The organism is Vibrio sp. 10N.261.55.A10, from assembly GCF_041470825.1.
Classification (GTDB): Bacteria; Pseudomonadota; Gammaproteobacteria; order Enterobacterales; family Vibrionaceae; genus Vibrio; species Vibrio crassostreae_C.
Map to the genome: position 1 here is coordinate 38,134 of NZ_JBFRNC010000008.1, position 24,992 is coordinate 63,125.

21 protein-coding genes and 1 tRNA gene are annotated in these 24,992 nt (G+C 45.2%); 4 read left to right on the forward strand and 18 right to left on the reverse strand.

Annotation, left to right across the window (positions count from 1 at the left end; genetic code table 11):
- Positions 1 to 22: 22 nt before the first annotated feature.
- Together alr and AB4274_RS02520 are read right to left on the reverse strand one after the other, a co-directional pair.
- Positions 23 to 1,108 carry an alanine racemase gene (gene alr / locus AB4274_RS02515; RefSeq protein ID WP_017065624.1) on the reverse strand — a complete coding sequence of 362 codons (1,086 nt, stop codon included), beginning with the start codon at positions 1,106 to 1,108 and terminating at the stop codon, positions 23 to 25.
- 6 nt (positions 1,109 to 1,114) lie between these two features.
- Positions 1,115 to 2,506, reverse strand: coding sequence for a replicative DNA helicase (locus AB4274_RS02520; RefSeq protein WP_016767560.1), 1,392 nt, complete (start codon positions 2,504 to 2,506; stop codon positions 1,115 to 1,117).
- Between the two features lie 176 nt (positions 2,507 to 2,682).
- Between AB4274_RS02520 and AB4274_RS02525 the strand changes: the two genes are divergently transcribed.
- Entirely contained in the window at positions 2,683 to 3,567 is an 885-nt protein-coding gene (locus AB4274_RS02525; RefSeq protein ID WP_372110856.1) for a DUF481 domain-containing protein, read from the forward strand.
- A gap of 180 nt (positions 3,568 to 3,747) precedes the next feature.
- Here the strand turns inward: AB4274_RS02525 and rplI are convergent, their stop codons facing one another.
- The 5 genes from rplI to rnr form a co-directional block, all read right to left on the reverse strand.
- The gene (gene rplI, locus AB4274_RS02530; protein ID WP_010434182.1) at positions 3,748 to 4,200 is read right to left on the reverse strand and encodes a 50S ribosomal protein L9; all 453 of its coding nucleotides are present in this window, start codon (positions 4,198 to 4,200) and stop codon (positions 3,748 to 3,750) included.
- Between the two features lie 38 nt (positions 4,201 to 4,238).
- On the reverse strand, positions 4,239 to 4,466 hold the full coding sequence (gene rpsR, locus AB4274_RS02535; RefSeq protein ID WP_000090472.1) for a 30S ribosomal protein S18: 228 nt from the start codon (positions 4,464 to 4,466) through the stop codon (positions 4,239 to 4,241).
- Positions 4,467 to 4,578: 112 nt separating this feature from the next.
- On the reverse strand, positions 4,579 to 4,968 hold the full coding sequence (rpsF, locus tag AB4274_RS02540; RefSeq protein WP_004741278.1) for a 30S ribosomal protein S6: 390 nt from the start codon (positions 4,966 to 4,968) through the stop codon (positions 4,579 to 4,581).
- Between the two features lie 277 nt (positions 4,969 to 5,245).
- Positions 5,246 to 5,986: a 23S rRNA (guanosine(2251)-2'-O)-methyltransferase RlmB gene (rlmB, locus tag AB4274_RS02545; RefSeq protein WP_017063180.1), complete on the reverse strand. Its 741-nt coding sequence runs from the start codon at positions 5,984 to 5,986 to the stop codon at positions 5,246 to 5,248.
- A gap of 188 nt (positions 5,987 to 6,174) precedes the next feature.
- Complete coding sequence (gene rnr / locus AB4274_RS02550) at positions 6,175 to 8,676, reverse strand: ribonuclease R (protein WP_372110859.1); 2,502 nt, start codon at positions 8,674 to 8,676, stop codon at positions 6,175 to 6,177.
- 247 nt (positions 8,677 to 8,923) lie between these two features.
- On the opposite strand from rnr, the gene AB4274_RS02555 reads away from it, so the two are divergent.
- Positions 8,924 to 10,333, forward strand: a complete 1,410-nt coding sequence (locus AB4274_RS02555) for an amidohydrolase (protein ID WP_017063178.1) — start codon at positions 8,924 to 8,926, stop codon at positions 10,331 to 10,333.
- A gap of 143 nt (positions 10,334 to 10,476) precedes the next feature.
- Here the strand turns inward: AB4274_RS02555 and motX are convergent, their stop codons facing one another.
- Both motX and AB4274_RS02565 read right to left on the reverse strand, forming a co-directional pair.
- Positions 10,477 to 11,112 (reverse strand): flagellar protein MotX, encoded by a 636-nt coding sequence (gene motX, locus AB4274_RS02560; RefSeq protein WP_017063177.1) that lies wholly within the window; start codon positions 11,110 to 11,112, stop codon positions 10,477 to 10,479.
- Positions 11,113 to 11,410: 298 nt separating this feature from the next.
- Entirely contained in the window at positions 11,411 to 12,727 is a 1,317-nt protein-coding gene (locus tag AB4274_RS02565) for an adenylosuccinate synthase (RefSeq protein WP_010434108.1), read from the reverse strand.
- 172 nt (positions 12,728 to 12,899) lie between these two features.
- On the opposite strand from AB4274_RS02565, the gene AB4274_RS02570 reads away from it, so the two are divergent.
- Complete coding sequence (locus tag AB4274_RS02570) at positions 12,900 to 13,088, forward strand: DUF2065 domain-containing protein (protein WP_010434105.1); 189 nt, start codon at positions 12,900 to 12,902, stop codon at positions 13,086 to 13,088.
- 172 nt (positions 13,089 to 13,260) lie between these two features.
- Here AB4274_RS02570 and hflC read toward each other — a convergent pair whose 3' ends face one another.
- From hflC to tsaE, 8 genes are all read right to left on the reverse strand, one after another.
- Complete coding sequence (gene hflC / locus AB4274_RS02575; RefSeq protein ID WP_017059930.1) at positions 13,261 to 14,238, reverse strand: protease modulator HflC; 978 nt, start codon at positions 14,236 to 14,238, stop codon at positions 13,261 to 13,263.
- Between the two features lie 2 nt (positions 14,239 to 14,240).
- Positions 14,241 to 15,443, reverse strand: a complete 1,203-nt coding sequence (hflK, locus tag AB4274_RS02580) for an FtsH protease activity modulator HflK (RefSeq protein WP_017063176.1) — start codon at positions 15,441 to 15,443, stop codon at positions 14,241 to 14,243.
- 27 nt (positions 15,444 to 15,470) lie between these two features.
- Positions 15,471 to 16,778, reverse strand: coding sequence for a ribosome rescue GTPase HflX (gene hflX, locus AB4274_RS02585; protein WP_017059928.1), 1,308 nt, complete (start codon positions 16,776 to 16,778; stop codon positions 15,471 to 15,473).
- A gap of 44 nt (positions 16,779 to 16,822) precedes the next feature.
- Positions 16,823 to 17,086, reverse strand: a complete 264-nt coding sequence (gene hfq, locus AB4274_RS02590; RefSeq protein ID WP_017059927.1) for an RNA chaperone Hfq — start codon at positions 17,084 to 17,086, stop codon at positions 16,823 to 16,825.
- Between the two features lie 192 nt (positions 17,087 to 17,278).
- Positions 17,279 to 18,211 carry a tRNA (adenosine(37)-N6)-dimethylallyltransferase MiaA gene (miaA, locus tag AB4274_RS02595; protein ID WP_017059926.1) on the reverse strand — a complete coding sequence of 311 codons (933 nt, stop codon included), beginning with the start codon at positions 18,209 to 18,211 and terminating at the stop codon, positions 17,279 to 17,281.
- A gap of 97 nt (positions 18,212 to 18,308) precedes the next feature.
- A complete protein-coding gene (gene mutL, locus AB4274_RS02600; RefSeq protein WP_372110862.1) occupies positions 18,309 to 20,513 on the reverse strand; it encodes a DNA mismatch repair endonuclease MutL in 2,205 nt (734 codons plus the stop codon).
- Between the two features lie 102 nt (positions 20,514 to 20,615).
- The gene (locus AB4274_RS02605) at positions 20,616 to 22,331 is read right to left on the reverse strand and encodes an N-acetylmuramoyl-L-alanine amidase (protein WP_372110864.1); all 1,716 of its coding nucleotides are present in this window, start codon (positions 22,329 to 22,331) and stop codon (positions 20,616 to 20,618) included.
- On the reverse strand, positions 22,325 to 22,789 hold the full coding sequence (gene tsaE, locus AB4274_RS02610) for a tRNA (adenosine(37)-N6)-threonylcarbamoyltransferase complex ATPase subunit type 1 TsaE (protein ID WP_004735870.1): 465 nt from the start codon (positions 22,787 to 22,789) through the stop codon (positions 22,325 to 22,327). The genes AB4274_RS02605 and tsaE overlap by 7 nt, the downstream gene beginning before the upstream one ends.
- 240 nt (positions 22,790 to 23,029) lie before the next feature.
- Between tsaE and queG the strand changes: the two genes are divergently transcribed.
- Positions 23,030 to 24,208, forward strand: a complete 1,179-nt coding sequence (gene queG, locus AB4274_RS02615; RefSeq protein WP_372110866.1) for a tRNA epoxyqueuosine(34) reductase QueG — start codon at positions 23,030 to 23,032, stop codon at positions 24,206 to 24,208.
- Positions 24,209 to 24,840: 632 nt separating this feature from the next.
- Here the strand turns inward: queG and AB4274_RS02620 are convergent.
- A tRNA-Gly gene (locus AB4274_RS02620) sits at positions 24,841 to 24,916 on the reverse strand.
- Positions 24,917 to 24,992 lie beyond the last annotated feature (76 nt).

Consider the following 24,992-nt stretch of genomic DNA (forward strand, 5'->3'; position numbering starts at 1 on the left):
ATTTACTTATCAAGATCCATGATTACTTCACATATTCCATCGCAACACGCGAAGTCAGCTTAGTGACTAACTCGTAAGCGATAGTGCCGATATGTTCAGCCACTTCTTCTGAAGGTAAATCTTTACCCCACAGAGTCGCTTCATCACCCACTTTATCTGCCGCATCAGGGCCTAGATCAACCGTTAGCATGTCCATTGATACACGTCCTGCGATCGGTACTTTTCGACCGTTAACGAACACTGGAGTACCGTTAGGTGCAGTACGAGGATAACCATCACCGTAACCAATCGCGATAACACCAACCTTGGTATCACGTTCACTGGTCCAGTTTCCGCCATAACCCACACTTTCACCGGCTTTCACATCGCGAACGGCAATTAGGTGTGAGGTCAGGGTCATCACAGGCAAAAATCCAAGCTCTTGCGCTGATTTATCAACAAACGGAGAGACACCGTAAGATATGATTCCCGGACGAACCCAATCAAGGTGGCTGTCTGGCCAAGCGAGTAAACCCGCAGAGGCAGCAAGTGAACGCTCCCCTTCACAACCTTCAGTAAGCGACAAGAAAAGCTCTGTCTGTTCAACGGTGGTTGCTCTATCCAGTTCATCAGCACAACCGAAGTGGCTCATGTAACGTAGAGGTTTGGCAACATTCGCACATTGATGCAAACGCTCAACAAAGTTTTGGTATTGCTCAGGGCGAACACCTAATCGGTGCATACCACTGTCGACTTTTAGCCATACCACAACGGGTGTTTCCAAATCCGCATTCTCTAGCGCGCTTAATTGCTCTTCACAATGCACCACCGTTTGAATGTTATTGGTCACCAAGATTGGCAAATCGCCCGAAGAGTAAAATCCTTCCAGCAACAAAATAGGTTTAACAATGCCACCAGCACGAAGTTGTAACGCTTCTTCAATACGCGCCACACCAAAAGCATCAGAGCTTTTTGAATGCTTGGCTATATGCAGTAAGCCGTGTCCGTAGCCATTGGCTTTCACAACAGACATGACCTTGCACTGAGGAGCCTTCGACTTTATCTGGTTCAGGTTATGTTCGAGCGCGTTTAAGTCAATGCTCGCCGTCGCCGCTTTCATGTAAGTCATTAGCGATTACTCATCATCAAATGCAGGGCCTGCATAGTTATCAAATCGGGAGTGTTGGCCTTGGAACGTAAGACGAACCGAACCGATCGGGCCGTTACGTTGCTTACCAAGGATGATCTCAGCAATGCCTTTCAATGAACTATCTGGGTTATAAACCTCATCACGATAGATGAACATGATCAAATCGGCATCTTGCTCAATCGAACCTGATTCACGCAAGTCCGAGTTAACTGGGCGCTTATCAGCACGTTGCTCTAGGGAACGGTTAAGCTGAGAAAGTGCCACAACCGGAACGTTGAGCTCTTTTGCTAGCGCTTTCAATGAGCGAGAAATCTCGGCGATTTCAAGAGTACGGTTATCAGATAACGAAGGTACACGCATTAATTGAAGGTAATCTATCATGATCATAGAGATACCATCGTGTTCACGAGCAATACGTCGAGCACGAGAACGCACCTCTGTTGGCGTTAGACCCGAGCTGTCATCGATATACATATTCTTCTTATCCATCAGAATACCCATACTCGACGAAATACGAGCCCAATCTTCATCGTCTAACTGACCAGTACGAATCTTGGTTTGATCTACGCGAGAAAGTGACGCAAGCATACGCATCATCAGCTGTTCGGCTGGCATCTCTAGCGAGAAGATTAAAACCGGTTTGTCTTGCTTCATCGCTGCGTTTTCACACAAGTTCATCGCAAATGTGGTTTTACCCATCGATGGACGAGCAGCAACAATGATTAAGTCAGAGCCTTGTAGGCCTGCTGTTTTCTTGTTGAGGTCGTTGAAGCCAGTATCGACACCTGTCACACCATCTTGCGGTGTTTTGTACAGGATCTCGATACGCTCTAGTGTCTTCTCCAGAATGCTATCAACGTTTTGTGGACCTTCGTTTTCACTTGCACGGCCTTCGGCAATCGCGAAGACTTTACTTTCAGCCAGATCAACAAGTTCTTCCGATGTACGACCTTGAGGGTCATAACCAGAATCAGCAATCTCATTCGCGACACCAATTAGGCTACGAACAAGTGCACGTTGCGCTACGATATCCGCATACGCATTGATGTTTGCGGCACTTGGTGTGTTTTTCGCTAAGTCAGCTAGGTAAGCAAAGCCACCCACTTCTTCAAGTTGCTCACGCAGCTCTAAATGTTCAGAGAGTGTAATAAGATCCAGAGGAGAACTTTCTTCAAGGATATCCTTTACCGCTTCAAAGATCAGACGGTGAGGACGGCTATAAAAGTCTTTGGCCACAACCTTTTCGGCAACCGTATCCCAGCGTTCGTTATCTAATAACAAACCGCCAATAACAGATTGCTCAGCTTCTAATGAATGTGGCGGGACCTTGATGGCGTCCACCTGATCGTTGGCTGATTTCTGACTTTTGGTATCCACTATGACTACACTCAATAACTAATAATGATCGTTCATTATACCCAAGAACATCCGTTTGTAATCCGATCCTATGAGTTTGTTTTATTCTTCAGGAAGAATTTACCTATTGCTGACGGAATTAACCAAGGGTAGCATTACGATCCTGCCATTCACTCACTGTATAACTAGAGGTATGCGTGTCCAAATTATTGGCTCTGAGCACTTGTCTTCTAAGCACTGGTCTCCTGAGCGCTCCGATGGCCTTAGCTGATGATGCTAAAGCCTCTGTTGATGCAATCCTCGACTCTATAGTAGTTCCAGAACCTACTGCTGAGCCGATCGTCGTTGCACCGACACCTGAAGAAAAAGATATGGATATCGCACCAAGTGATACGGCTGATACAGAACTGCCGAGCCCACTAAAAACGGAAGTCGAATTCGGATATCAGTCGCATACTGGTAATTCTGATTCACGATCGCTTAACGCACGCCTTAACGGTGAGTACACGGCTGGCCGTCATAGAACCAGTGGTGAATGGAAATACTACAACCTCTACAAAGATGGCGAAGAAGATAAAAGGCAATCGACTTACTCAGCTCAGAGTGACTACAAGTTAAGCCCTAAAACCTACCTTTACGGCAGTTTCAAAGGTGTCGATTCACGATACAGTGCTTACTTTAAGGACTACACTATTTCGAGTGGTCTGGGTTACCAGTTTTCGAATACCGAAGAGTTTGTGTTGGAAGTCGAAGTTGGCCCAGGTTTTCGTTACCAAGAACCTAACCTTGATGAATTAGACGACGATGACATCATCTTCCCTGAGATTGTTGAAGAGGCAATTTTCCGTGGCAACGTGAATACGTCATGGCAGGTGTTGAAGAATTTGCAGCTCAAGGCAGACGTGACGCTTGTCTCTGGTCACAGTAACCTAAAGTTTGATACTGAGTTAGAAGCCATCAACGATATTACTGACAATATCGCGCTGAAGATCGCTCACTCTCGCCAGTACCACGATAAAGTGCCTGAAGGCTTAAGCAAACAAGACTCTGTTCTATCGATCAACTTGCTCTTCCAGTTCTAATCTTAGGCCACCTCTAACCTTGAGAACAACTTGTTCAGCAATAACAGCTTATGGATCACCGTAAGCTTTTTACCTACTGTAGCCCTTCCTTGTACTTTCCTATATTCCAGACATAAAAAAACACCAGCCGAAGCTGGTGTTTAAAACTTTCAAAAGAAAGAATTCGTCTTGGTACTGAAATTACTCAGCTGCAACGATAGCGATTTTCGCAGTAGCAAAAACTTCAGAGTGAAGTTGGATGCTTACTTCGAATTCGCCGATGTTACGTAGAGCGCCTTCAGGTAGGCGTACTTCGCTCTTAGCTACTGCAACACCTGCCGCTGTAATAGCGTCAGCGATGTCACGAGTACCGATAGAACCGAATAGTTTACCTTCGTCACCAGCTTTAGAAGCGATTGTAACGCCTTCTAGAGTGTTAACGCTCTCTGCACGAGCTTCAGCAGCAGCTAGTTGCTCAGCAACTTTAGCTTCTAGTTCAGCACGACGAGTTTCGAACATAGCAACGTTGTCTTTAGTTGCCATAACTGCTTTACCCTGTGGGATAAGGAAGTTACGAGCGTAACCAGATTTAACGTTTACTTGGTCGCCAAGGCCACCTAGGTTACCGATCTTATCAAGTAGAATAACTTGCATTATCTTAGTCCTCTTAAACTATTATTAACTATTACCGATTACTGATGCTTGTCAGTGTACGGTAGTAGAGCTAGGTAACGAGAACGCTTGATAGCGCGAGCTAGTTGACGCTGGTACTTAGCGCTTGTACCAGTGATACGGCTAGGTACGATTTTACCAGCTTCAGTGATGTAGTTTTTAAGAGTTGCTACGTCTTTGTAGTCAATCTCTTGTACGCCTTCTGCAGTGAAACGGCAGAATTTACGACGACGGAAGAAACGAGCCATGGGCTATCTCCTGATCTTAAATTTAGTAAAGCGGTCTTTCACAATTATCGAAATAACTATCAATGACCTAAAACAAGTTGAGAATTTTTTAAGGCGTTAAGCCAAAAAAGAATTACTCAGCAGCTGCTTCTGGTTTAGCTTCTGTACGCTCTTCGCGACGAGGAGCACGCTCTGCACGCTCTTCTTTTTGCTTAAGCATAATAGATTGCTCAGTCACAGCGCCTTTAGTGCGCATGATCATGTTACGTAGAACTGCATCGTTGAAACGGAAAGCAGTTTCTAGCTCGTCAATCACTTCTTGACCAGCTTCAACGTTCATAAGAACGTAGTGAGCTTTGTGAAGCTTGTTGATTGGGTAAGCCATTTGACGACGACCCCAGTCTTCTAGACGGTGGATAGTACCGCCAGCTTCAGTGATAGAACCAGTGTAACGCTCGATCATGCCAGCAACTTGCTCGCTTTGATCAGGGTGAACCATGAATACGATTTCGTAATGACGCATTTGGTTGCTCCTTACGGATTATTAGCTTCCACGAGTGGCCCGGTCGTCCAGAGGAAGCAAGGAACTAAAGATAAATGACCGAGTTTTAAGGACGGCAAATGTTATAGAAAGAACCCGGTATTGGCAAGCGCTATTTGGTGAATAATGAAACAGTTTTTCTGTCGCCATCTAGCCATCCGACAAACCGATGGATTTTGCTATAACAGCCTAAAAAGAAACGCCCACCAGCAAGTGGTGAGCGCTAATAAATTCATAGACTTAAAGCAGCGTTAACGCATTACTGAGCTAAACGCTGTCTTACCGCTTCGAACAGGCAAATACCCGACGCCACAGAAACATTTAAGCTCGATACGCTACCTGCCATTGGAATCTTAATCAGATCATCGCAAGTTTCACGAGTTAAACGACGCATACCGTCACCTTCTGCACCCATAACTACCGCAAGAGGACCCGTTAGCTTCGCTTGATAGATATCATGCGTTGCTTCACCTGCCGTACCCACAAACCATACGCCCTGCTCTTGCAGTGCACGCATTGTGCGAGCTAGGTTGGTTACGCGCACGAGAGGAACCGTTTCAGCTGCGCCACATGCAACCTTGCTTACCGTTGCTGTTAACGGCGAAGAGCGATCTTTAGGTACGATAACAGCAGCGACACCTGCGGCATCCGCGTTACGTAGACAAGCGCCTAGGTTATGAGGGTCTGTTACGCCGTCTAGAACTAACAGCAAAGGCTGTTCGTGCTGCGCTAGGATATCGTCTAGGTGAGTTTCATTAAGCTGCTTAGCAGGCTTCACCTTAGCAATAAGACCTTGGTGATTCGCACCTTGTGCTTTTTCATCCAACGGCTTACGACCCATCTGTTGAATCGACACACCAAACTGTTGCAGTTGGTTCAGTAATGGAAGAAGACGCTCGTCTTGGCGACCTTTCAATACATACGCTTCGATAAAACGTGCAGGATCTTTTTCTAGTACGGCTTTCACCGCGTGAATACCGTAAATAAATTCGTTACTCATTGTCTCAACTTACTCTTATTGCTCAGAGATGAATGACATCAATGCCGATGCATCCCTCTCTGTGTTGTTCATTTCGAGAGTATGCGTCTTGTGCCTGATACTCTCGCATTAAAGTCATTTCACACTAAATCAGTAGGCGCTAAACCTGATTAGCAGAGCGCCTTATTTAGCCTTAAGATCTATCAGTCTTAAGAGTTATCAGCCTTTGGCTTACGGCTTGCAGCACGCTTTTTCTTAGCGCGAGCTTTAGCAGCACCGGTTTTATTCGCTGGCTTTTTATTCTTAGCAGGGCCTTCGCTGCTTCCGTCAGGTCGCTTAGTTGGCTCAACCATAGGCTTCGCTGATACACCTGGCTTATTACTCTTCACTGCTGAGCGCTTCTTGCTTTTCGCCTTTTTCATCGCTTCTGCTGCACGCTTCTTGGCTGTTTTGCCTTTGCCACGCGGCTGACGATCAGTGTCTTCTAAGTCAAAGTCGATTTGGCGAGTTTCTAAATTAACCGCAGAAACCTTCACTTTAACCGAATCACCTAAGCGGTAGATATTACCTGAGCTTTCACCCACTAGACGCTGACCAACAGCATCAAATTGGTAGTAATCATTCGCTAGCGCTGAGATGTGTACCAAGCCATCAATGTGCAGTTCAGTTAGACGAACAAAGAAGCCAAAACCAGTCACGTTGGCAATCACACCATCCATCACCTCACCGACATGGTCTTGCATGTATTCACACTTCAACCAGTCGTTTACTTCACGCGTTGCGTCATCAGCACGACGTTCAGTCATTGAACACTGCTCGCCGTAGAAGTCCATATCATCGAAAGTGTAGTGGTAACCACCAGTTGGCGTCCAACGTTCGCTGTTACGACCTTCTTCTTTCGCAATAAGGTACTTAATCGCACGGTGCAATAGCAAATCTGGGTAACGACGAATTGGCGAGGTAAAGTGAGCATAGCGTTTAAGAGCTAAACCAAAGTGACCCGCGTTATCCGCGTTGTATACCGCTTGCTTCATTGAGCGTAGCAGCATAGTTTGGATTAATTCACGATCTTCACGTTCATTAATCTGTTGCATCAGTTGTGCATAGTCTACTGGTGATGGCGACAGACCACCTTCCAGTGTTAAACCTAATTCACTTAAAAAGCTCTTGAAGCCCATTAAGCGCTCTTCGCCCGGAGTTTCGTGAACACGGTACAGCGCAGGCTCTTTCGCTTTTTCTACGTAAGATGCCGATGCGATATTCGCAAGAATCATACATTCTTCGATGATCTTGTGTGCATCGTTACGAATTACTGGCTCAATACGGTCAATCTTACGATCCGCATTGAAGATAAACTTAGTTTCTACCGTTTCAAATTCAATCGCACCACGTTCGTCACGCGTTTTCTTAAGCACCTTATACATCTTATGAAGCTCTTCAAGATGTGGTACTTCAGGTTCGTAACGCTCACGTAATTCTTCATTGCCATCTAAGATCGCGCCTACTTTGTTATAAGTAAGACGAGCATGAGAATTCATTACCGCTTCGTAGTGCTTGTAGCCTGACAGTTTACCTTTGTCTGAGATAGTCATCTCACACACCATACATAAACGGTCTACCTGAGGGTTCAATGAACACAAACCATTTGAAAGCACTTCTGGCAGCATTGGCACGACTTGTGACGGGAAGTATACCGAGTTACCACGGTTAATCGCTTCTTTGTCTAGCGCTGTATCTGGGCGAACGTAGTAACTTACGTCAGCAATCGCTACCCATAGACGCCAGCCGCCGCCTTTCTTCGCTTCACAGTAAACCGCATCATCGAAGTCACGCGCATCTTCACCATCAATGGTAACCAATGGCAGTTTACGCAGGTCTACACGTCCTTCTTTTGCTTCTTCAGGAACATGCTCACCTAGGTTTTCGATTTGCTTATCTACCGCTTCAGGCCACTCTTGTGGGATCTGGTGAGTACGGATCGCAATCTGCGTTTCCATACCCGGCGCCATGTTTTCACCAAGAACTTCGGTTACTTTCCCCATCATGTTACGAGAACGACCACCGCGATCCGTAATTTCAATCACAACCACATTACCCATTCGAGCACCGCCTTTATGCTCAGTAGGGATCTGGATGTCGTGACTAATACGCGAATCATCAGCAACAACGTAAGAATGCCCGTACTCTAGGAAGAAGCGACCAACAAGTGGCGTTTTACGCTCTTCAAGCACACGAACCAAGCGACCTTCACGACGGCCACGCTTACTGTTGTCAGTAGGCTGAACCAATACGTAATCACCGTGCATGATGGTTTTCATCTGATGATGCGGCAGCACGATATCATTGTCTTTACCCACACTGCCGTCTGGGCGAACCCAACCATGACCGTCTTTATGACCAATCACATAGCCTTTGATCAGTTCCATCTTCTCAGGCAATGCGTAGCACTGACGACGAGTAAAGATAAGCTGTCCATCACGCTCCATTGCACGCAAACGACGACGCAGCCCTTCATATTGTTCCTCTCCAGCAAGACCCAAAGCTTCGAATAGATCGTTGCGGTTCATCGGAATATTCGCGTCTGTTAGAAACGAAATAATGAACTCTCGGCTTGGTACTGGGTTATCGTAATTTTTCGACTCTCGGTCGGCAAAAGGATCAACAGTGGTTGTCGCTGTCGTATTTTCTGACGTTGGTGTGTTTTTTGACATAGGCGGGCCTGCTTAAGCAAGGAAGGTATATACCCCTAGTATATCTGATGCTAGGGGTAAGCTACAGATATGCTTTAGAAAACACTCAAATAACCTCAGATTGATACATATCTTCACTTTGTGAAACATCGCTTCATAGACGTGGATTATCATCAAAATTTCAAGCAAACGATAAAACAAACGTTTGCGCCATGAATGAAATACACTATTATCCACGCACTTTACCAACTCCTGTTCTGGGTATGATATGAAACTAAAACGCACTTTATTGGCTTCAGCTATGGCGAGCCTAGCGCTGTTCCCATTCGCAAGTTCGGCAATGGAAAAGGCTGACCTGATGATTACCGATGCGATGGTTCTAACCATGAACCAAGACAAAACGGTTTATGAAAGCGGTACTGTTGTCGTCAAAGACAACAAAATCATTGCGGTTGGTGATGCTTCACTAGAGAAGCAGTACCAAGCTAAGCAAGTGTTAGACGTTGATGGCGATATCGTTATGCCAGGTCTCATCAATACCCATACTCATGTATCAATGACAGTTTTTCGTTCGTTGGCCGATGATGTGCCAGATCGCCTACACCGCTACATCTTCCCGCTAGAGAAGAAGCTAGTATCGCGAGACATGGTACGCATTGGTGCCAACCTAGGTAACGTTGAAATGGTGAAAGGCGGTGTGACCACTTACGCCGACATGTACTACTTCGAAGATGAAGTCGCAAAAACCGTCGATAAGATCGGTATGCGTGCCATCCTAGGTGAAACGGTGATTAAGTTCCCAGTCGCCGACGCTGCCAACGCAGAAGAAGGCATTAAGTACGCGTTGAACTTCATTGAAGAATACAAAGATCACCCACGCATCACACCAGCGTTTGCCCCGCATGCGCCTTACACCAACACCACAGAGATCCTTCAGAAAATATCTAAACTATCCCTAGAATTAGATGTTCCAGTAATGATTCACCTTGCAGAATCACACCGTGAAGAAGAGAAAATCGCAGAGCGTTCTGATGGATTGTCCCCGGTTCAATACATGGACAGCATTGGCGCACTCAACAAGAACTTGGTGGGTGCACACATGATCCTTGTTGACGATCATGATATCGAACTGGTGAAGAAATCGGATATGGGCGTGGCTCATAACATGAGTGCTAACATCAAGTCAGCAAAAGGCGTATCACCTGCGCTTAAGATGTATGACGAAAACGTGCGTATCGGTTTAGGTACTGATGGCCCAATGTCTGGTAACACACTGAGCACCATTGATGAATTCAACCAAGTCGCTAAGGTTCACAAGTTAGTTAACAAAGATCGTGCTGCGATGCCGCCGATCAAAGTGATCGACATGGCGACAATGGGTGCAGCAAAAGCGCTGCACATGGAAGATAAGATCGGCTCTCTTGAAGCAGGCAAACTGGCTGACATCATAGTGATCGATACTAAGGCGCCAAACATGGTTCCAGTCTACAACCCATACTCAGCACTGGTGTACTCAGCTAACTCAGGCAATGTTCGTCACTCCATCGTTGATGGCAAGATCATCATGCAAGATCGCGACATGCTAACGGTAGACGAAGATAAGATTCGTCAAGAAGCACTCGATTTCACCAAGGTTGTTCGTGAAACGGTGATTGAGTCTGGTGAGGTGGTTCAATAACGCTACCGAATTAGATAAACGGTTTTCCGTTCAGATCAAAAAAGGCCTCGCTGATGAATCTCAGCGAGGCCTTTTTAATACGAGTTTTTTTGATGATTAACGAGTGCAGTCATTAATCATCATTGCTCATTCAATAATCTGTCTTACCAGAATACGTCTCGACGTTTTGCTCGAGCAATAATATTGTCTGGCATTCTCTGTTCCAGACCGCTACGAAGCACAGTGATACGTCTGTGTTGTCTTTGATCTGCGGTTACCGAGTTATACAACCAACGGTAAGCATCTTCATAATCCAATGGGCTACCGTAGTCACGTAACAAGAGTTCCGCTAAGTGAATGCTCGCACTTAAGTTGCCCATAGAGGCCGCTTCACGTAGATACGGAATCGCACGCTCTTGATCTTGTTGTACCAAAGTACCACGAGAGTAATAACGACCTAACTGCTCTAATGCAGCGGGTAAACCTTGATGTGCCGCGTTTTCCATATAGTAAAGGCCAAGCTCTACATCTTGTGGAACACACACACCCCAAGCCAACATATCACCGTATAAAAACTCATAAGAAGGCAAGCTAATACGCGTTGCACGAGCAACGATATCTTCAACTAACTGGCACTTATCAGCTTTCACTCGCTCTAGATGTTGATTATTTTCGATTAAATTAATCAGTTCAGCTTCTGTATATATTGGAACGGGCTCTCCCACATCAGCCAAATTAGCATGACTCAAGGGTGAGCTCAGCGCCATTATTAATGAAGCTGCCACAATTCGTAGCTTCATACCTGCACTCTATTATCTGTCGCTAAAGTTATCTATTGAGGAATGCAGAGGATTTCTACACGCACAAAACAGGGTGAACTTCACTTTCCATGATATCTGTATCGGCAATAACCCCGACGGCTTTAGACAAAACTTGCCGCTAATGGGCAATATTTTGCCTGATGACGCTTAAAAGATCACCATCAAAGAGTGAACGGCTAAATTGCAGGTATTAAAAAGCCGACTTAATAAAGTCGGCTTTTAGAAAACTATTTTATTATCAAAGCACTGTTCGTGCCTGGTAATCACTCAGCAGGCATTATGCGCCGTATGGGTGAACCTTGATGATAGTTTCGTTACGATCTGGGCCAGTTGATACGATATCAATTGGAACGCCAGTTAGGTCTTCGATACGCTTGATGTAATCTAGAGCAGCTTGTGGAAGCGCGTCGATAGATTTAGCACCAAATGTGTTTTCAGACCAACCAGGCATTGTTTCGTAGATTGGCGTCGCTTCTTCGAATGACTCAGCAGCCATTGGAGAAACTTCTAGGATAGAACCATCTTTCATCTTGTAACCAGTACAGATTTTTAGTTCTTCTAGGCCATCTAGAACGTCTAGTTTAGTTAGACACATACCAGATAGAGAGTTGATTTGGATTGCACGACGCATAGCAACAGCATCGAACCAACCAGTACGACGTAGACGACCAGTTGTTGCGCCAAACTCGTGACCAACATCGCCGAGGTGTTTACCAACTGGGTCTTGCTTCTCAAGGCCATCGTATAACTCAGTAGGGAATGGACCTGAACCAACACGAGTACAGTAAGCCTTAGTAATACCAAGGATGTAACCGATGTGACGAGGACCGAAACCAGAACCTGCAGCAACACCACCAGCAGTCGTGTTAGAAGACGTTACGTATGGGTAAGTACCGTGGTCGATATCTAGTAGCGTACCTTGAGCACCTTCGAACATGATCTTGTCGCCGCGCTTACGTGCTGCGTCTAGTTCGTCAGTTACGTCGATAACCATCGCAGTTAACATGTCTGCGTAGCTCATCGCTTGCTCAAGAACTTCTTCGTAGCTTACTGTTTCAGCTTTGTAGAAGTGCTCTAGTTGGAAGTTGTGGAATTCCATCACTTCTTTTAGCTTCTCAGCAAATGCTTCTTTATCGAAAAGGTCGCCAACGCGTAGACCGCGACGAGCAACTTTATCTTCGTAAGCAGGACCGATACCACGACCCGTTGTACCGATAGCTTTAGCGCCACGAGCGATTTCACGCGCGTTGTCGATTGCAATGTGGTACGGAAGAATTAGAGGACAAGCTTCAGAGATGAAAAGACGTTCACGTACTGGAATACCGCGATCTTCAAGAGGCTTCATTTCTTTTAGAAGTGCGTCAGGCGATAATACTACACCGTTACCAATAACACATTTAACGTTATTACGTAGGATGCCTGATGGAATTAAGTGAAGAACGGTTTTTTCACCGTCAATTACAAGTGTGTGACCTGCATTGTGACCGCCTTGGTAGCGAACCACGTATTTTGCATCTTCAGTTAAAAGGTCAACGATTTTACCTTTACCTTCATCACCCCATTGGGTGCCTAGAACGACTACGTTATTTCCCATCTTTCCAATTTCTGTTGCTAATTAAAAATGGATTCTAGCACTGAATCACACTTCTTGCAGTCACTTTTTGTTCATAAACGTTAACGCTGTACAAAAATAAACCAGCCATAACTGGGGGCAGATGTGTAAAGATACTGATATCATTGCTTTTTTACAGACAAAAGGCAGAACCATGTCTCAATCAATTTGGCTCGCTATTGGGCTCGTACTTATTGTGGAAGGGCTCGGCCCCTTGATTGCACCCAATGGCTGGAGAAACATGGTCGCGCAACTGAGCGAGCAACCAGACACGCAACTGCGCCGCATTGGAGGCTGTCTTGTGGTGGCTGGAGCGGTTATCGCTTTCATGACCTACCGCTAGGTTTCTATAAGTAGAACGCTGTTAAGCGCCTTCCCTCGCGCCCCAATAGTGAATCCACAAACATGTCTCCTCCTGAAAGAAGTCATAGAAAACAAAAAGGCTCCCACAATGGGAGCCTTTTAAGTTTTAACGTATTTTGCTTATTAAGCTAAGCATTCGCTAACGCATCAGCTTATTTTGCTGGAGCGCCGCTTGCTTGATTCATGTATTGGAAGAAGTCAGTCTTCGGATCCAGTACTAGAATGTCGCTCTTATCGCTAAATGATGTCTCATAAGCTTGCAATGAACGCATGAAGCCGTAGAACTCAGGATCTTTGCTGAACGCATCAGAGTAGATCTTCGCTGCTTCTGCATCCGCATCACCACGAGTGATTCGAGCTGTACGGTCAGCTTCAGCAAGAACTGTTGCCACTTCTAGCTCAGCTTGAGCACGGATAACTTCCGCTTTCTCACGACCTTGAGAACGGTGTCTACGAGCAACCGATTCACGTTCTGCACGCATACGGCGGTAGATAGATTCACTGATTTCGTCAGGAAGGTTAATCTTCTTCATACGAAAATCAACAACTTCAACACCTAAATCAGCCATCGCACTTTCTGCCGTTCCAGACAAAACGTTTTCCATGATCTTATCGCGTTCGCCATCAACTTCTAGTGCTTCTGCAGCCGCTACCGTTGTGACGACTTCGCTATCAGCAGAGTCTGGCAGGATGTCCTTGTTGCGAGGGCCTGACACGATCTGCTTAATTTCACGAGAACCAATTTCAGAACGAAGAACATCTGTCACTTTACGCTCAAGAAGTGCTTCTGCCGTCATGATATTACCGCCACCGGTACTCAGATAGAAACGTCCAAAATCAGCAATACGCCATTTTGCGTAAGTATCAATTAGAACGTCTTTTTTCTCTGATGTTACGAAACGGTCAGAACGGCCATCCATCGTTTGAATACGAGCATCAAGTACTTTTACGCGATCAAACATCGGTAGTTTAAAGTGCAGACCTGGTTCATAGATTCGTGATACGCCGTTGTCATCGAGAACTCGACCAAAACGAATTACCATGCCACGCTCACCTTCTTGAATCACAAACACTGACATCAATAGAAGGGCAATCGTCACAACTAATACAGGGATCATTAATTTACGCATTATTAGTATCTCCCTTGGCGTGAACTGTCTGAACGAGTTTGAGTGCTAGGCTTTGGATCCGCTTGAGTTTCTAACTCAATTTGATCGTAAGTTGATGATGCTTTTGCAGGGCGAGAGCCCGACTGAGAACCACCTTGTGCGCCTAGCTTATCAATTGGTAGGTATAGCAAGTTACCGCTTGATTCAGAATCAATCAGGACTTTCGATGTGCTTGAGTACACTTTTTCCATTGTATCTAGGTACATACGGTTACGTGTTACTTCAGGAGCAGCTTGGTATTCAGGTAGCAGTTTCTCGAATTGAGCAACTTGACCTAGAGCACCATTAACTGTGCGCTCTGAGTAACCCACCGCTTCTTTCTTCAAACGCTCAGCACGACCTGTTGCTTTTGGAAGAATGTCATTTCGGTAAGCTTCAGCTTCACGCTCGAAACGCTCTTCATCCTCACGAGCCGCGATAGCATCATCAAATGCATCTTTCACTTGCTCAGGTGGACGTGCTGACTGGAAGTTCACATCAACAATCAGAATACCCATATCGTAGCTATCAATAATACGGTTCAACGTTTCTTGAGTGCTTTGACGAATCTGCTGACGACCACTTGTCAGGATACTATCCATTAGTGAGTCACCAATTACCGCACGAAGCGCGGAATCGGTTGCTTGACGTAAACTGTCGTCTGCATTCGTTACACGATACAAGTACTTGTATGGGTCAGAAACACGGTATTGAACACCCATTTCAACGGTCACAACGTTTTCATCTTTCGTTAGCATCGTGCCAGCAGCACGTAGAGAACGAATCGCTTGAACGTTTACTAGTTGCTCATCACTGATTTCATCGATGAAGCGTGGGTGCCAGTTAAGACCAGGTTCTTCGATACGGTCGAACTGACCCAGTCGAAGTACTACTGCTCTTTCTGCTTCGCCAACGGTGTAGAAACCAGCGAAGAACCAGATAGCAATAGCAATAACGGCAATGACACCAAAGCCAATTGCACCGCCACCACCAATAGATGGCCCGTTACCGTTGCCACCCTTTTTACCAAACTTGCCACCTAACTTTTGACTTAGTTTATTAAACACTTCGTCTAGATCTGGCGGTCCTTGATCTCGGCCGCCGCGATTATTTTTATTACCCCAAGGGTCATTATCGCGGCCGTTATTATCGCCGTTGTTGTTATTTCCAGGCTCATTCCACGCCATTAGAAAGCTCCATCATTTGATATGACGTTATACTGTAGCAGTCTCTTTGGTAACGATAAAGTCACCTAAGAGCGCCCCTTCTCTTTTTTCAAGTTTAGACCAATCTATTTGTTGCATTCGGATATCTATCAACAAGTTACCATTTTCATCATACTCTTCCTGTTGAATACATTTCATCTCGAAGAATAAGCTGCGAATGCGACCCTGATGTTGATGTGGAATACACAACCGGAATTGAACCATCTGGCTAGCTAAACGCTCAGTTAAAGCTTCAAACAGTAGCTCAATACCTTCTCCTTCCATTGCAGAAACCCAAACAGCGCGAGGTGCGCCCTCTTCGTCTCTTTCAATTCGAGGTTTTTGGTCTTCCATGCAGTCAATTTTGTTCATGACTACAAGGGTTGGCACTTCATGAGCATCGATTTCTTCTAATACTTCATGAACAGCCTGAATGTTCTCACGAAAACGGTCATCACTGGCATCAACAACATGTAACAAAATGTCAGCTTCCTGCGTCTCTTGTAATGTTGCCTTGAACGCAGCGACCAAGTCGTGTGGTAGATGACGGATAAAACCTACGGTATCTGCGAGAATTGCAGGCCCGACATCTGCCAAATCAATCTTACGTAGTGTTGGGTCTAGGGTTGCAAACAGTTGGTCTGCCGCATAAACACCAGCACTTGTGATGCGATTGAAAAGTGTTGATTTCCCTGCGTTGGTATAACCAACCAAAGAAATTGTTGGGATTTCAGCTCGATTACGAGCACGTCGTCCTTGTTCACGCTGTTTAGCAACTTTCGCTAAACGACGTAGTATTGCCTTTATACGGTCACGCAACAAACGTCGATCGGTTTCCAGTTGAGTTTCACCTGGACCACGAAGACCAATACCACCTTTCTGCCTTTCAAGGTGAGTCCAACCACGAATCAATCGGGTAGAGATATGACGAAGCTGAGCGAGCTCAACTTGTAGCTTACCTTCATGAGTTCGCGCACGTTGTGCAAAAATATCTAAGATCAAACCCGTGCGATCAATCACACGACATTTACACAATTGCTCGAGGTTGCGCTCTTGGGCAGGAGAGAGGGAGTGGTTAAAAATCACAATTTCAGCACCGGTCAGCTGAACAGCTTGTGCGATTTCTAGGGCTTTACCTTCTCCAACGTAGTATTTAGGGAGTGGGGATTGTCGGCTACCAGTAATCACTTGTAGCGTTTCTACCCCCGCTGAGGAGACCAGCATTTCACATTCGCTTAGATCTTCCCATTCTCCCTCTTGCGTGAAGTTGATATGAACAAGTACGGCTCGCTCGCCGGATTCATAACGGTCAAACAAGCAACCAACTCCTTATTACAGCGCAAGCTGTACAAATTGAACGATTAATCTTCAGTCTTCTCTGGACGATCAGATGGCGTGCGTTGCTCGCCGCTGTGGTGACTAACTGCGCGAGCAGGTACCACAGTAGAAATCGCATGCTTGTAAACCATTTGGTTTACTGTGTTCTTCAATAAGATCACGAATTGATCGAAAGACTCGATCTGACCTTGCAGCTTAATGCCGTTAACAAGATAGATAGAGACTGGAATGCGCTCACGACGGAGTGCATTTAGGAATGGGTCTTGTAGCGATTGCCCCTTAGCCATTTTATTTTCCTTATTTGTATTTTGTTGTAATTATTTAGCTAGTGGTGCACAAAAAGGTGCGGCCTTTGCATCTGAGCTAAATGAATAAAAAAACTCCGTTGTTATTGAAAGGCTGTGATTTTTAAAAGCCTCAATAACGGATCCTTTCCAGAGTATATTCACGCAAAAGCGATCACATTATACACAGCAATACTAATCAGATGCTATTGCATCTGAAAGAGTTTCTAACGCTTGATCAATGTTTTCGCTATCTAACCAAGTTAAATCATCCCAACTGCGCAACCAGGTGATTTGTCGCTTGGCCAACTGACGGGTTGCACAGACACCACGGAAAACCGCTTCGTCTAAATCACAATTACCGTCTAAATAATCCCACATCTGCCTATAACCAACGCATCGGATCGATGGCAGTTCAGGGTGAAGATCTTCTCTGGCGTACAACGCCTTCATTTCATCTTCAAACCCAGCTTCTATCATCTTCTCGAAACGCAGCTCAATGCGGCGATGGAGTTCAGTCCTTTCCTTGGGAGCTATTGCAAATTGTTTTACACGAAATGGCAGGCTATCGCCTTTCGTTTGAGTTAGCTCTGTTAATGTTTTACCCGAAATTCGGTAAACTTCCAATGCCCTTGAAAGCCTTTGTGGATCATTTGGGTGTATTCTTTCAGCGGATACGGGATCTATCTCTCTTAATTGATCGTGCAATGCCTGCCAACCTTGTTCGATAGATTCCGCTTCAATCTGCTTACGAATCTCTTGATCCGCGGCTGGTAATGGCGATAAACCTTCCAACAATGCTTTGTAGTACAGCATTGTGCCACCAACAAGTAACGGGATTTTGCCTTCCGCTACAATCTTATTCATTTCATTGATCGCATCACGACGAAAATCTGCCGCAGAATACGCTTCGCTTGGATCCAAAATATCAATCAAGCGATGAGGCGCGAGCTCAAGCTCTTCCGCATCCGGTTTAGCGGTACCAATATCCATGTCTTTGTAGATCAATGCCGAATCGACGCTGATGATCTCTACAGGGTATTTCTGACGTAAGCGGATAGCTAAATCTGTTTTTCCTGACGCCGTTGGGCCCATTAAAAACAACGCTAAAGGTAATTTTTCAGTCATGATATTTTGTATTTGCTTCTCTGTTTTAGCGCTTTTTAGCAAAGGGCTTTGTGTCGCGACGTATTCAGCTAAAAAGACAAAGGTCGTCGCGAAAAAATTAAACCGTAAACGCGGCTATAGTCGCTGAAAAGTCGATAGGATTAACAAACTCTGGATCATCTAATGGAAGTAGACCATGCCAAAGTTGTTCTAGTTCCCCAACTAGTTGAACCGCTTCAGATAAAGTGTAGTCGCTTTTTACTTGTGCGGTTTGAATCCCGATCCAGTTAACCAAAGCTGACAACATGTCATTAGGTTGCTTCACTGCACCCTGGGCATTTATTGAAGCCGCGTAAGATAACAGATCTGGGATCAAAATTTGTAAGTTTTGCTGCCTTAAAGGAGAAGGCACGCCCATCACCATTACCGCCTCGCTGTTTCGCGCCTTAAGCTCAATCCCCAGTAATGCCAGAGTTTGACTCAGCGCCTTAGCAACTTCGACAAGTTCACTACCCAGCTTAATCGATAAAGGCACCAATAGTGGTTGGCTTTTTAACGCACCACCTCGAGTATCAAGCTGACCAACAACACGCAATAACTCAGCCTTAGCCAAGGAAACCAGCACACTGCCGTTCTTATTGCCCATTACCAGATACTGACGTTCCACAATCGAGACCGCTTTGCCCAAGTCCGTTACAGGTGCTCTTGGCTTTAAATGAACAGGATTCTGTTGAGCAGGCTTAGCTTCTTTATTTTCTTTATTTTCTAAGTTGTTTCTGGTTTCTACTGGTGCCACATGCTCTTGAGAAAGTGAAGGCTGTACAACTTGCTCATCAAAATCTGGCGTTTTCAGAAGCTCTTTATAGGCTTTCACTTCTCGCTTAGATGGCGCGGGTTCACCATGATGTTGGTGTGGCTCTTTCTCTTTTTTAGGTTCAGGTCGAGACTCTATCCACTCTTGGCGAGAGGAACCGGTAAAACTGCTGTCACTAGTAGCCGAGCTTCGGCCAGCAGATGAACTTGGACTGGTTGATGAGCTTGGGCTAATTGATGAAACATAGTGTCGCCCACCATCATTAACGCTGTGTTGAGGCTTATCAAAAGCGTGCTCTGATTCTGCTTTTCTCGGGTAGGCAGGCGTTTGCTCAATAGCGTGTCGCACCCTATCCGAAACTTGGGTTTGATCCGAACTGCTAGGCATTACGCTTTCTGGCTCAGCGAAACTTGCAACACCATCAACTGCAGAGCTCGTACTATCTTGCTGATGATGAATCACTTCTGACTGATGAAAAGCCGACTGATTGATTGGTGCAGCATCGATCTGCTTGCTCTGCGCTAAACCATCGCTCAATGCTTGGTAAATAAAGTCATGCACAAGGCGCGCTTGATGAAAACGCACTTCATGTTTTGCAGGGTGGACATTCACGTCCACCTGATGTGGGTCGAGTTCAATGAACAACACATACGTCGCGAATTGGTCTGGACGCAGGCTGGTTTCGTAGCTTTGACGAATCGCATGGTTGATCAGCTTGTCACGCATCATACGACCATTCACATAGCAGTATTGCAGGTCGCTTTGTTGTCTTGCTCCTTCTGGCGTGGTGATCCAGCCATGAAGTTTTAGGCCTTGATGCTCAAGTTCGATCTTAAGCATATGACGAACAAAAGGATTGCCACATACCGCAGCGATTCGCTTTTCTGCTTGAACTTGTGTTTTTGCAGCGCGGTACTGACGAATCATCTTGCCGTTATGACGAAGGTTGATCGTCACATCAAAACGACTCAATGCGATGCGTTTAAGCAACTCATCAATATGGGTGAATTCAGTTTTCTCGGTGCGTAAGAATTTGCGGCGTGCTGGCGTATTAAAGAACAGGTCCAACACCTCAACCGAAGTGCCAATAGGATGCGCCGCAGGCTGCAGTTTCACCTGCATATCACGGCCTTCACTGTGTGCTGCCCAAGCTTGATCTTGAGTGGCAGGGCGTGACGTCATGGTTAAGCGCGCAACCGAGCTAATACTCGCCAGCGCTTCACCACGGAAACCGAGGCTGACGATCGCCTCTAGGTCATCAAGAGTGTGGATTTTGGAGGTAGCATGACGACTCAGTGCCAAGGCAAGCTCATCTTTTACGATGCCTTTACCATTGTCACGAACGCGGATCATCTTGGCGCCACCTTTCTCGATATCAATATCGATACGTGTCGCACCAGAATCCAAACTGTTCTCAACCAACTCTTTTACAACAGAAGCGGGTCTTTCTACCACCTCACCCGCTGCGATTTGGTTAGCTAACCGAGCTGGCAGTATTTTGATCGTCATATTTATAGCTACCTTACTGCCATTGATGGAAACGCTGCTACGTTTGCACTAGTTCTTATTTTTTATCATTGATATACCTGAAGCTGTTTAGCATTCCCAAGACTACTTGTGAGGAATAATCAACACTTGGCCGATAGCTAGACTGTCAGATCTTAGCTTATTCGCTTGGCGAATGCTGTTGACGCTCACGCCGTATTTCGAAGCTATCTTGCCAAGGTAATCACCTCTTGCAACTTTGTGTTTGCGCAGAGGAACATCTTTAACTTCAACCGTAATACGTAACTTTTGGCCTACTCTCACCGTCTCTGATTTCAAACGGTTCTCACGTTTAATATCAGCCACCGACACTTTATAGCGGCTGGCGATCTTACCTAGGTACTCTCCAGACTTAACCGTGTGAGTGATGGTCTTCGTTTTAACCGCACTGCTTGATGATGAAGTTGAAGCACTGCCTGGAATCTTAAGTACTTGGCCAATTGCTAGGCTGCTCGATTTCAGATTGTTGAACTTCATCAACGTCTGTGTCGACGTACCATACTTGCTCGCAATCACAGACAAAGACTCACCACGAGAGACTTTATGTTGGCTCACGCTGCCCGTTGATGACGTTGCGTTAGACAAGATAATCCCTTCAGGCGGGTTAGCCTTCAAATACTTAACCACCGCTTTAGTCACTGCTCGTGCCAATTTATCTTGGTGCGAACGTTGGAAAAGAAGCTTCTCTTCCGTCGGATTCGAAATAAAACCTGTCTCTACCAGTACTGATGGGATCTGTGGTGAACGTAATACTGCTAAGCTGGTGTTAATCGGCTTGCTATTGTGCAGTTTCGCAACCTTACCCATTTCAGACAGAATTGCCGTTGCCAGTTTGTAGCCCTCTTTTTGAGAGTGGCTAAACTGCAAATCAAGCAGGGTTTGGTTTACGTTCTTATCATCAATATTGCTTGTGAACGCTGCACCGCTACCACCAAGCAATTCAGACTGTTTCTCTTTATTCTCAATCCAACGAGAGATCTCTGTATTTGCGCGTCGAGTGTTCAATACAAACACTGAACCACCTCTTGGTTGAGGCGTCGTAAAGGCGTCGGCGTGAATAGAGATCAACAGGTGAGCTTCATTCTCTCGAGCAATCGCAACACGTCGATTCAGGTTCACAAAGTAATCAGCATTACGAGTCATACGAGTTTTGATCCCCGGGACCGCATTCAGTTGAGCTGCTAACTTCTTAGAAATACTCAGAGTCGCGTCTTTTTCGTATTTACGCGTAGGACCAATCGAACCTGGGTCTTCACCACCGTGGCCAGGATCAATCACAATTAGAATATCTTTCTGGCGCTTAACCTGATTAATGTTCTTACTTACCGTTGGCTTACTCGGTGTCGATGTCGCTTTACTTGCCGCACCATGAGGTAAGTCGATCACCAAACGGTGTCCATACTGACCACCTGGGGTCGGGCTCAGTTTGAATAATTCTGCTTTAGACGACTTCTTTAACTCAAAAACCAAGCGATAGGTGTTTTTGTCTGGCGGTGAGCTCTTACGAATCTTAGATAGAACAGGGCTGTCTTTCACCTCGACTGGTAACTTAGTCGCAAGACTGGTATTTTTTAAATCAACCACTAAGCGACTCGGGCTACTCAGGGTGAAATAGCTAAAGTCCGCTTCTGATTTTAAGTCGATAACCACACGAGTTTCTTCTGGAGAAGGCCAAACCCTTAAACTTTTCAGTGAGTTTGCAGAAACAAGTGAAGAAAACAGTATAGAAAAAACAGCAGCCATCATGGCCACTGTTGAATTAAGGCGTTTAGAAATCAACATAACTCCAACTGACTAAGTAAGCGCTGTCCGTATTCACTATTAGCGGTTAAAGAAACAATACGGTGATCGTCTTGGTAACGAATATCAATATCCAAATCGGCTTCTGGTAGCATCCCATAACCTTTCTCAGGCCATTCAACCAAACAGATAGCATCCGGAGTAAAGTAATCACGAATTCCCATGAACTCTAACTCTTCAGGATCGGCTAGGCGATAAAGGTCAAAGTGATACACCTGCCAATCGGCAAGTTGATAAGGTTCAACTAGAGTATACGTTGGGCTCTTTACATTTCCTTGATGGCCAAGTGCTTTTACAAAGCCACGACTGAAGGTCGTTTTACCTGCGCCAAGATCACCATGCAGATAAATAGTCGTCTGCTGTGAGCAAAGATTAGAAAGCTCCGTTCCTAATTGAATCGTTGCTTGTTCATCTTTCAAAGTAAATTGTTTCGTGCTCATGAATACGTTCTCTAAAAATCGATCGTTGACTATATAAAAATCAAAAGAACAAGAATAGTAAACCGTGATGCTTTTGGGAGACAAGCACTCAAGTGTAAGTTCTATGAAAAATACTGCTCAAAACGCGTCTGTTCTGGTCAACACCACTAAGATCCGTTAAGATCCGCCCCCATTTTTGCCGAACCTAATTTTAATTAGCCTTATCTCTAATTGTAAAACAGAGAAAATAAGAAATAAGCCATGAATCTAGACCATCTTGCTGAAAAAATTAAAATCTGGGGAAAAGAGCTGGGCTTTCAAAAAGTTGGCATCTGCGATGTTGACTTAAGTGAACACGAAGCCCCTCTTCAAGCATGGCTAGATGCTGGCAACCACGGTGAAATGGATTGGATGGCTCGACATGGGATGATGCGCGCACGTCCTGATGAACTTCACCCAGGCACAATTCGAGTGATCAGTGCTCGAATGAATTACCTACCACCAGAAGCTCAGTTTGCCTCTAACCTAAGCGATACCACTCAAGGCTACATCAGCCGTTACTCTTTAGGCCGCGACTATCACAAATTGTTCCGTAACCAGTTGAAAAAGCTGGGACAAAGAATTGAAAAAGAGGTCGAAGGTTTCGACTCACGCCCTTTCGTCGATTCAGCGCCTATTTTAGAAAGACCACTCGCTCAAAAAACAGGGTTGGGCTGGACAGGTAAACACTCATTAATTCTTGATAAAGACGCTGGCTCTTGGTTCTTTCTCGGGGAGCTGTTAGTTAACATCCCTCTTCCAACGGATGAACCCAGTGTTGATGAGTGCGGCAAATGCACCGCATGTATCACTTCTTGCCCAACGGGTGCCATTATTGCTGATGGCGTAGTGGATGCTCGCAAATGTATCTCGTACTTAACCATTGAATATGATGGTGTGATCCCTGAAGAGTATAGAGATGCCATTGGTAACCGTATTTACGGTTGTGATGATTGTCAGTTAGTTTGCCCATGGAACCGTCATGCCGAACTTACAGAACAAACCGACTTTCACCGCAGAGAAGATTTCCAAGAGGCTGATCTGGTGTCACTTTCTAGTTGGGACGAAGCAACCTTCCTAAAGAAAATGGAAGGCTCAGCAATCAGACGTATCGGCCACACCCAGTGGTTACGCAACATCTTTGTTGCGATGGGCAATGCACCATTCCAACAACGCATTGTTGAAACGCTGGAATCCAATCAAGGAAAAAACGATATGTTGGATGTACATATTGAGTGGGCTTTGAATAAACAACTACAGCAGTTACCCAACGCTAACAGTCTGCAAGAAGATAGCTCTACGCAGAAAAATAGCGGTGTGCAAAAAAGTAACAGCAAAATCCTCACCAAAAAGCACCGGCTGATACGCATCGTTGAGAAAGGACTACCAAGAGACGCCTAACCCTTTTGGCATCAACGATTGGCAGCGACACCCACATCGACAGTCCAACATTTAAGACAACTCGTTGCACATAATTTTAGAACAATGTTTGACCTTGTTCTCAATTCTAACAATGTGGAAAAAATTCAGAACTCTCGTAAACTTCCGACACCCGCACAAAGTTAAACACAGTACCGATAAATGATTAAGATCAAAAAACAACAAGTTAACGATCTTTTATCAAATTCAAGATAAGCATTCAACTTGATAAAAAACAACAAGTTACGATCGCCACAATTCAGCTAATATATTGAAAACAAGAAAGATCTTTTAGGGATAGGTAAAGAATTAAGACTGAAATAACTTTATCAACCAAGTTATCCACACCTAACATTTTGTGGATAAGTCTGTTTATAGATGTGAAAAACCTCAAGTATCTGCTTCAGAGACCTGATGTTTACTAGCATTCCAGTTGCTAAGAAAAATTTAAGACAAAAAAATATCCACCATGATGGAGGATTATTTGCTTTTTGGGGGGATTATGCTTCGCAGCATTAAAGAAAGAGCGTGACCCTTAAGGTCGTCTTTAAACTCTGTGATCTAAAGAAAAACACGGTGGTTTAAAGAGTCTTAATAGCTTTTTAGAAGAAAGCTGGAGCGATACATCGGGTTCGAACCGATGACCTCAACCTTGGCAAGGTTGCGCTCTACCAACTGAGCTAGTATCGCATTAGTTAGTCGCTGCTCTTACCGCCTTGGGCAACAGATAGCGCTTAACTGTAATGTGGTTGCGGGAGCCGGATTT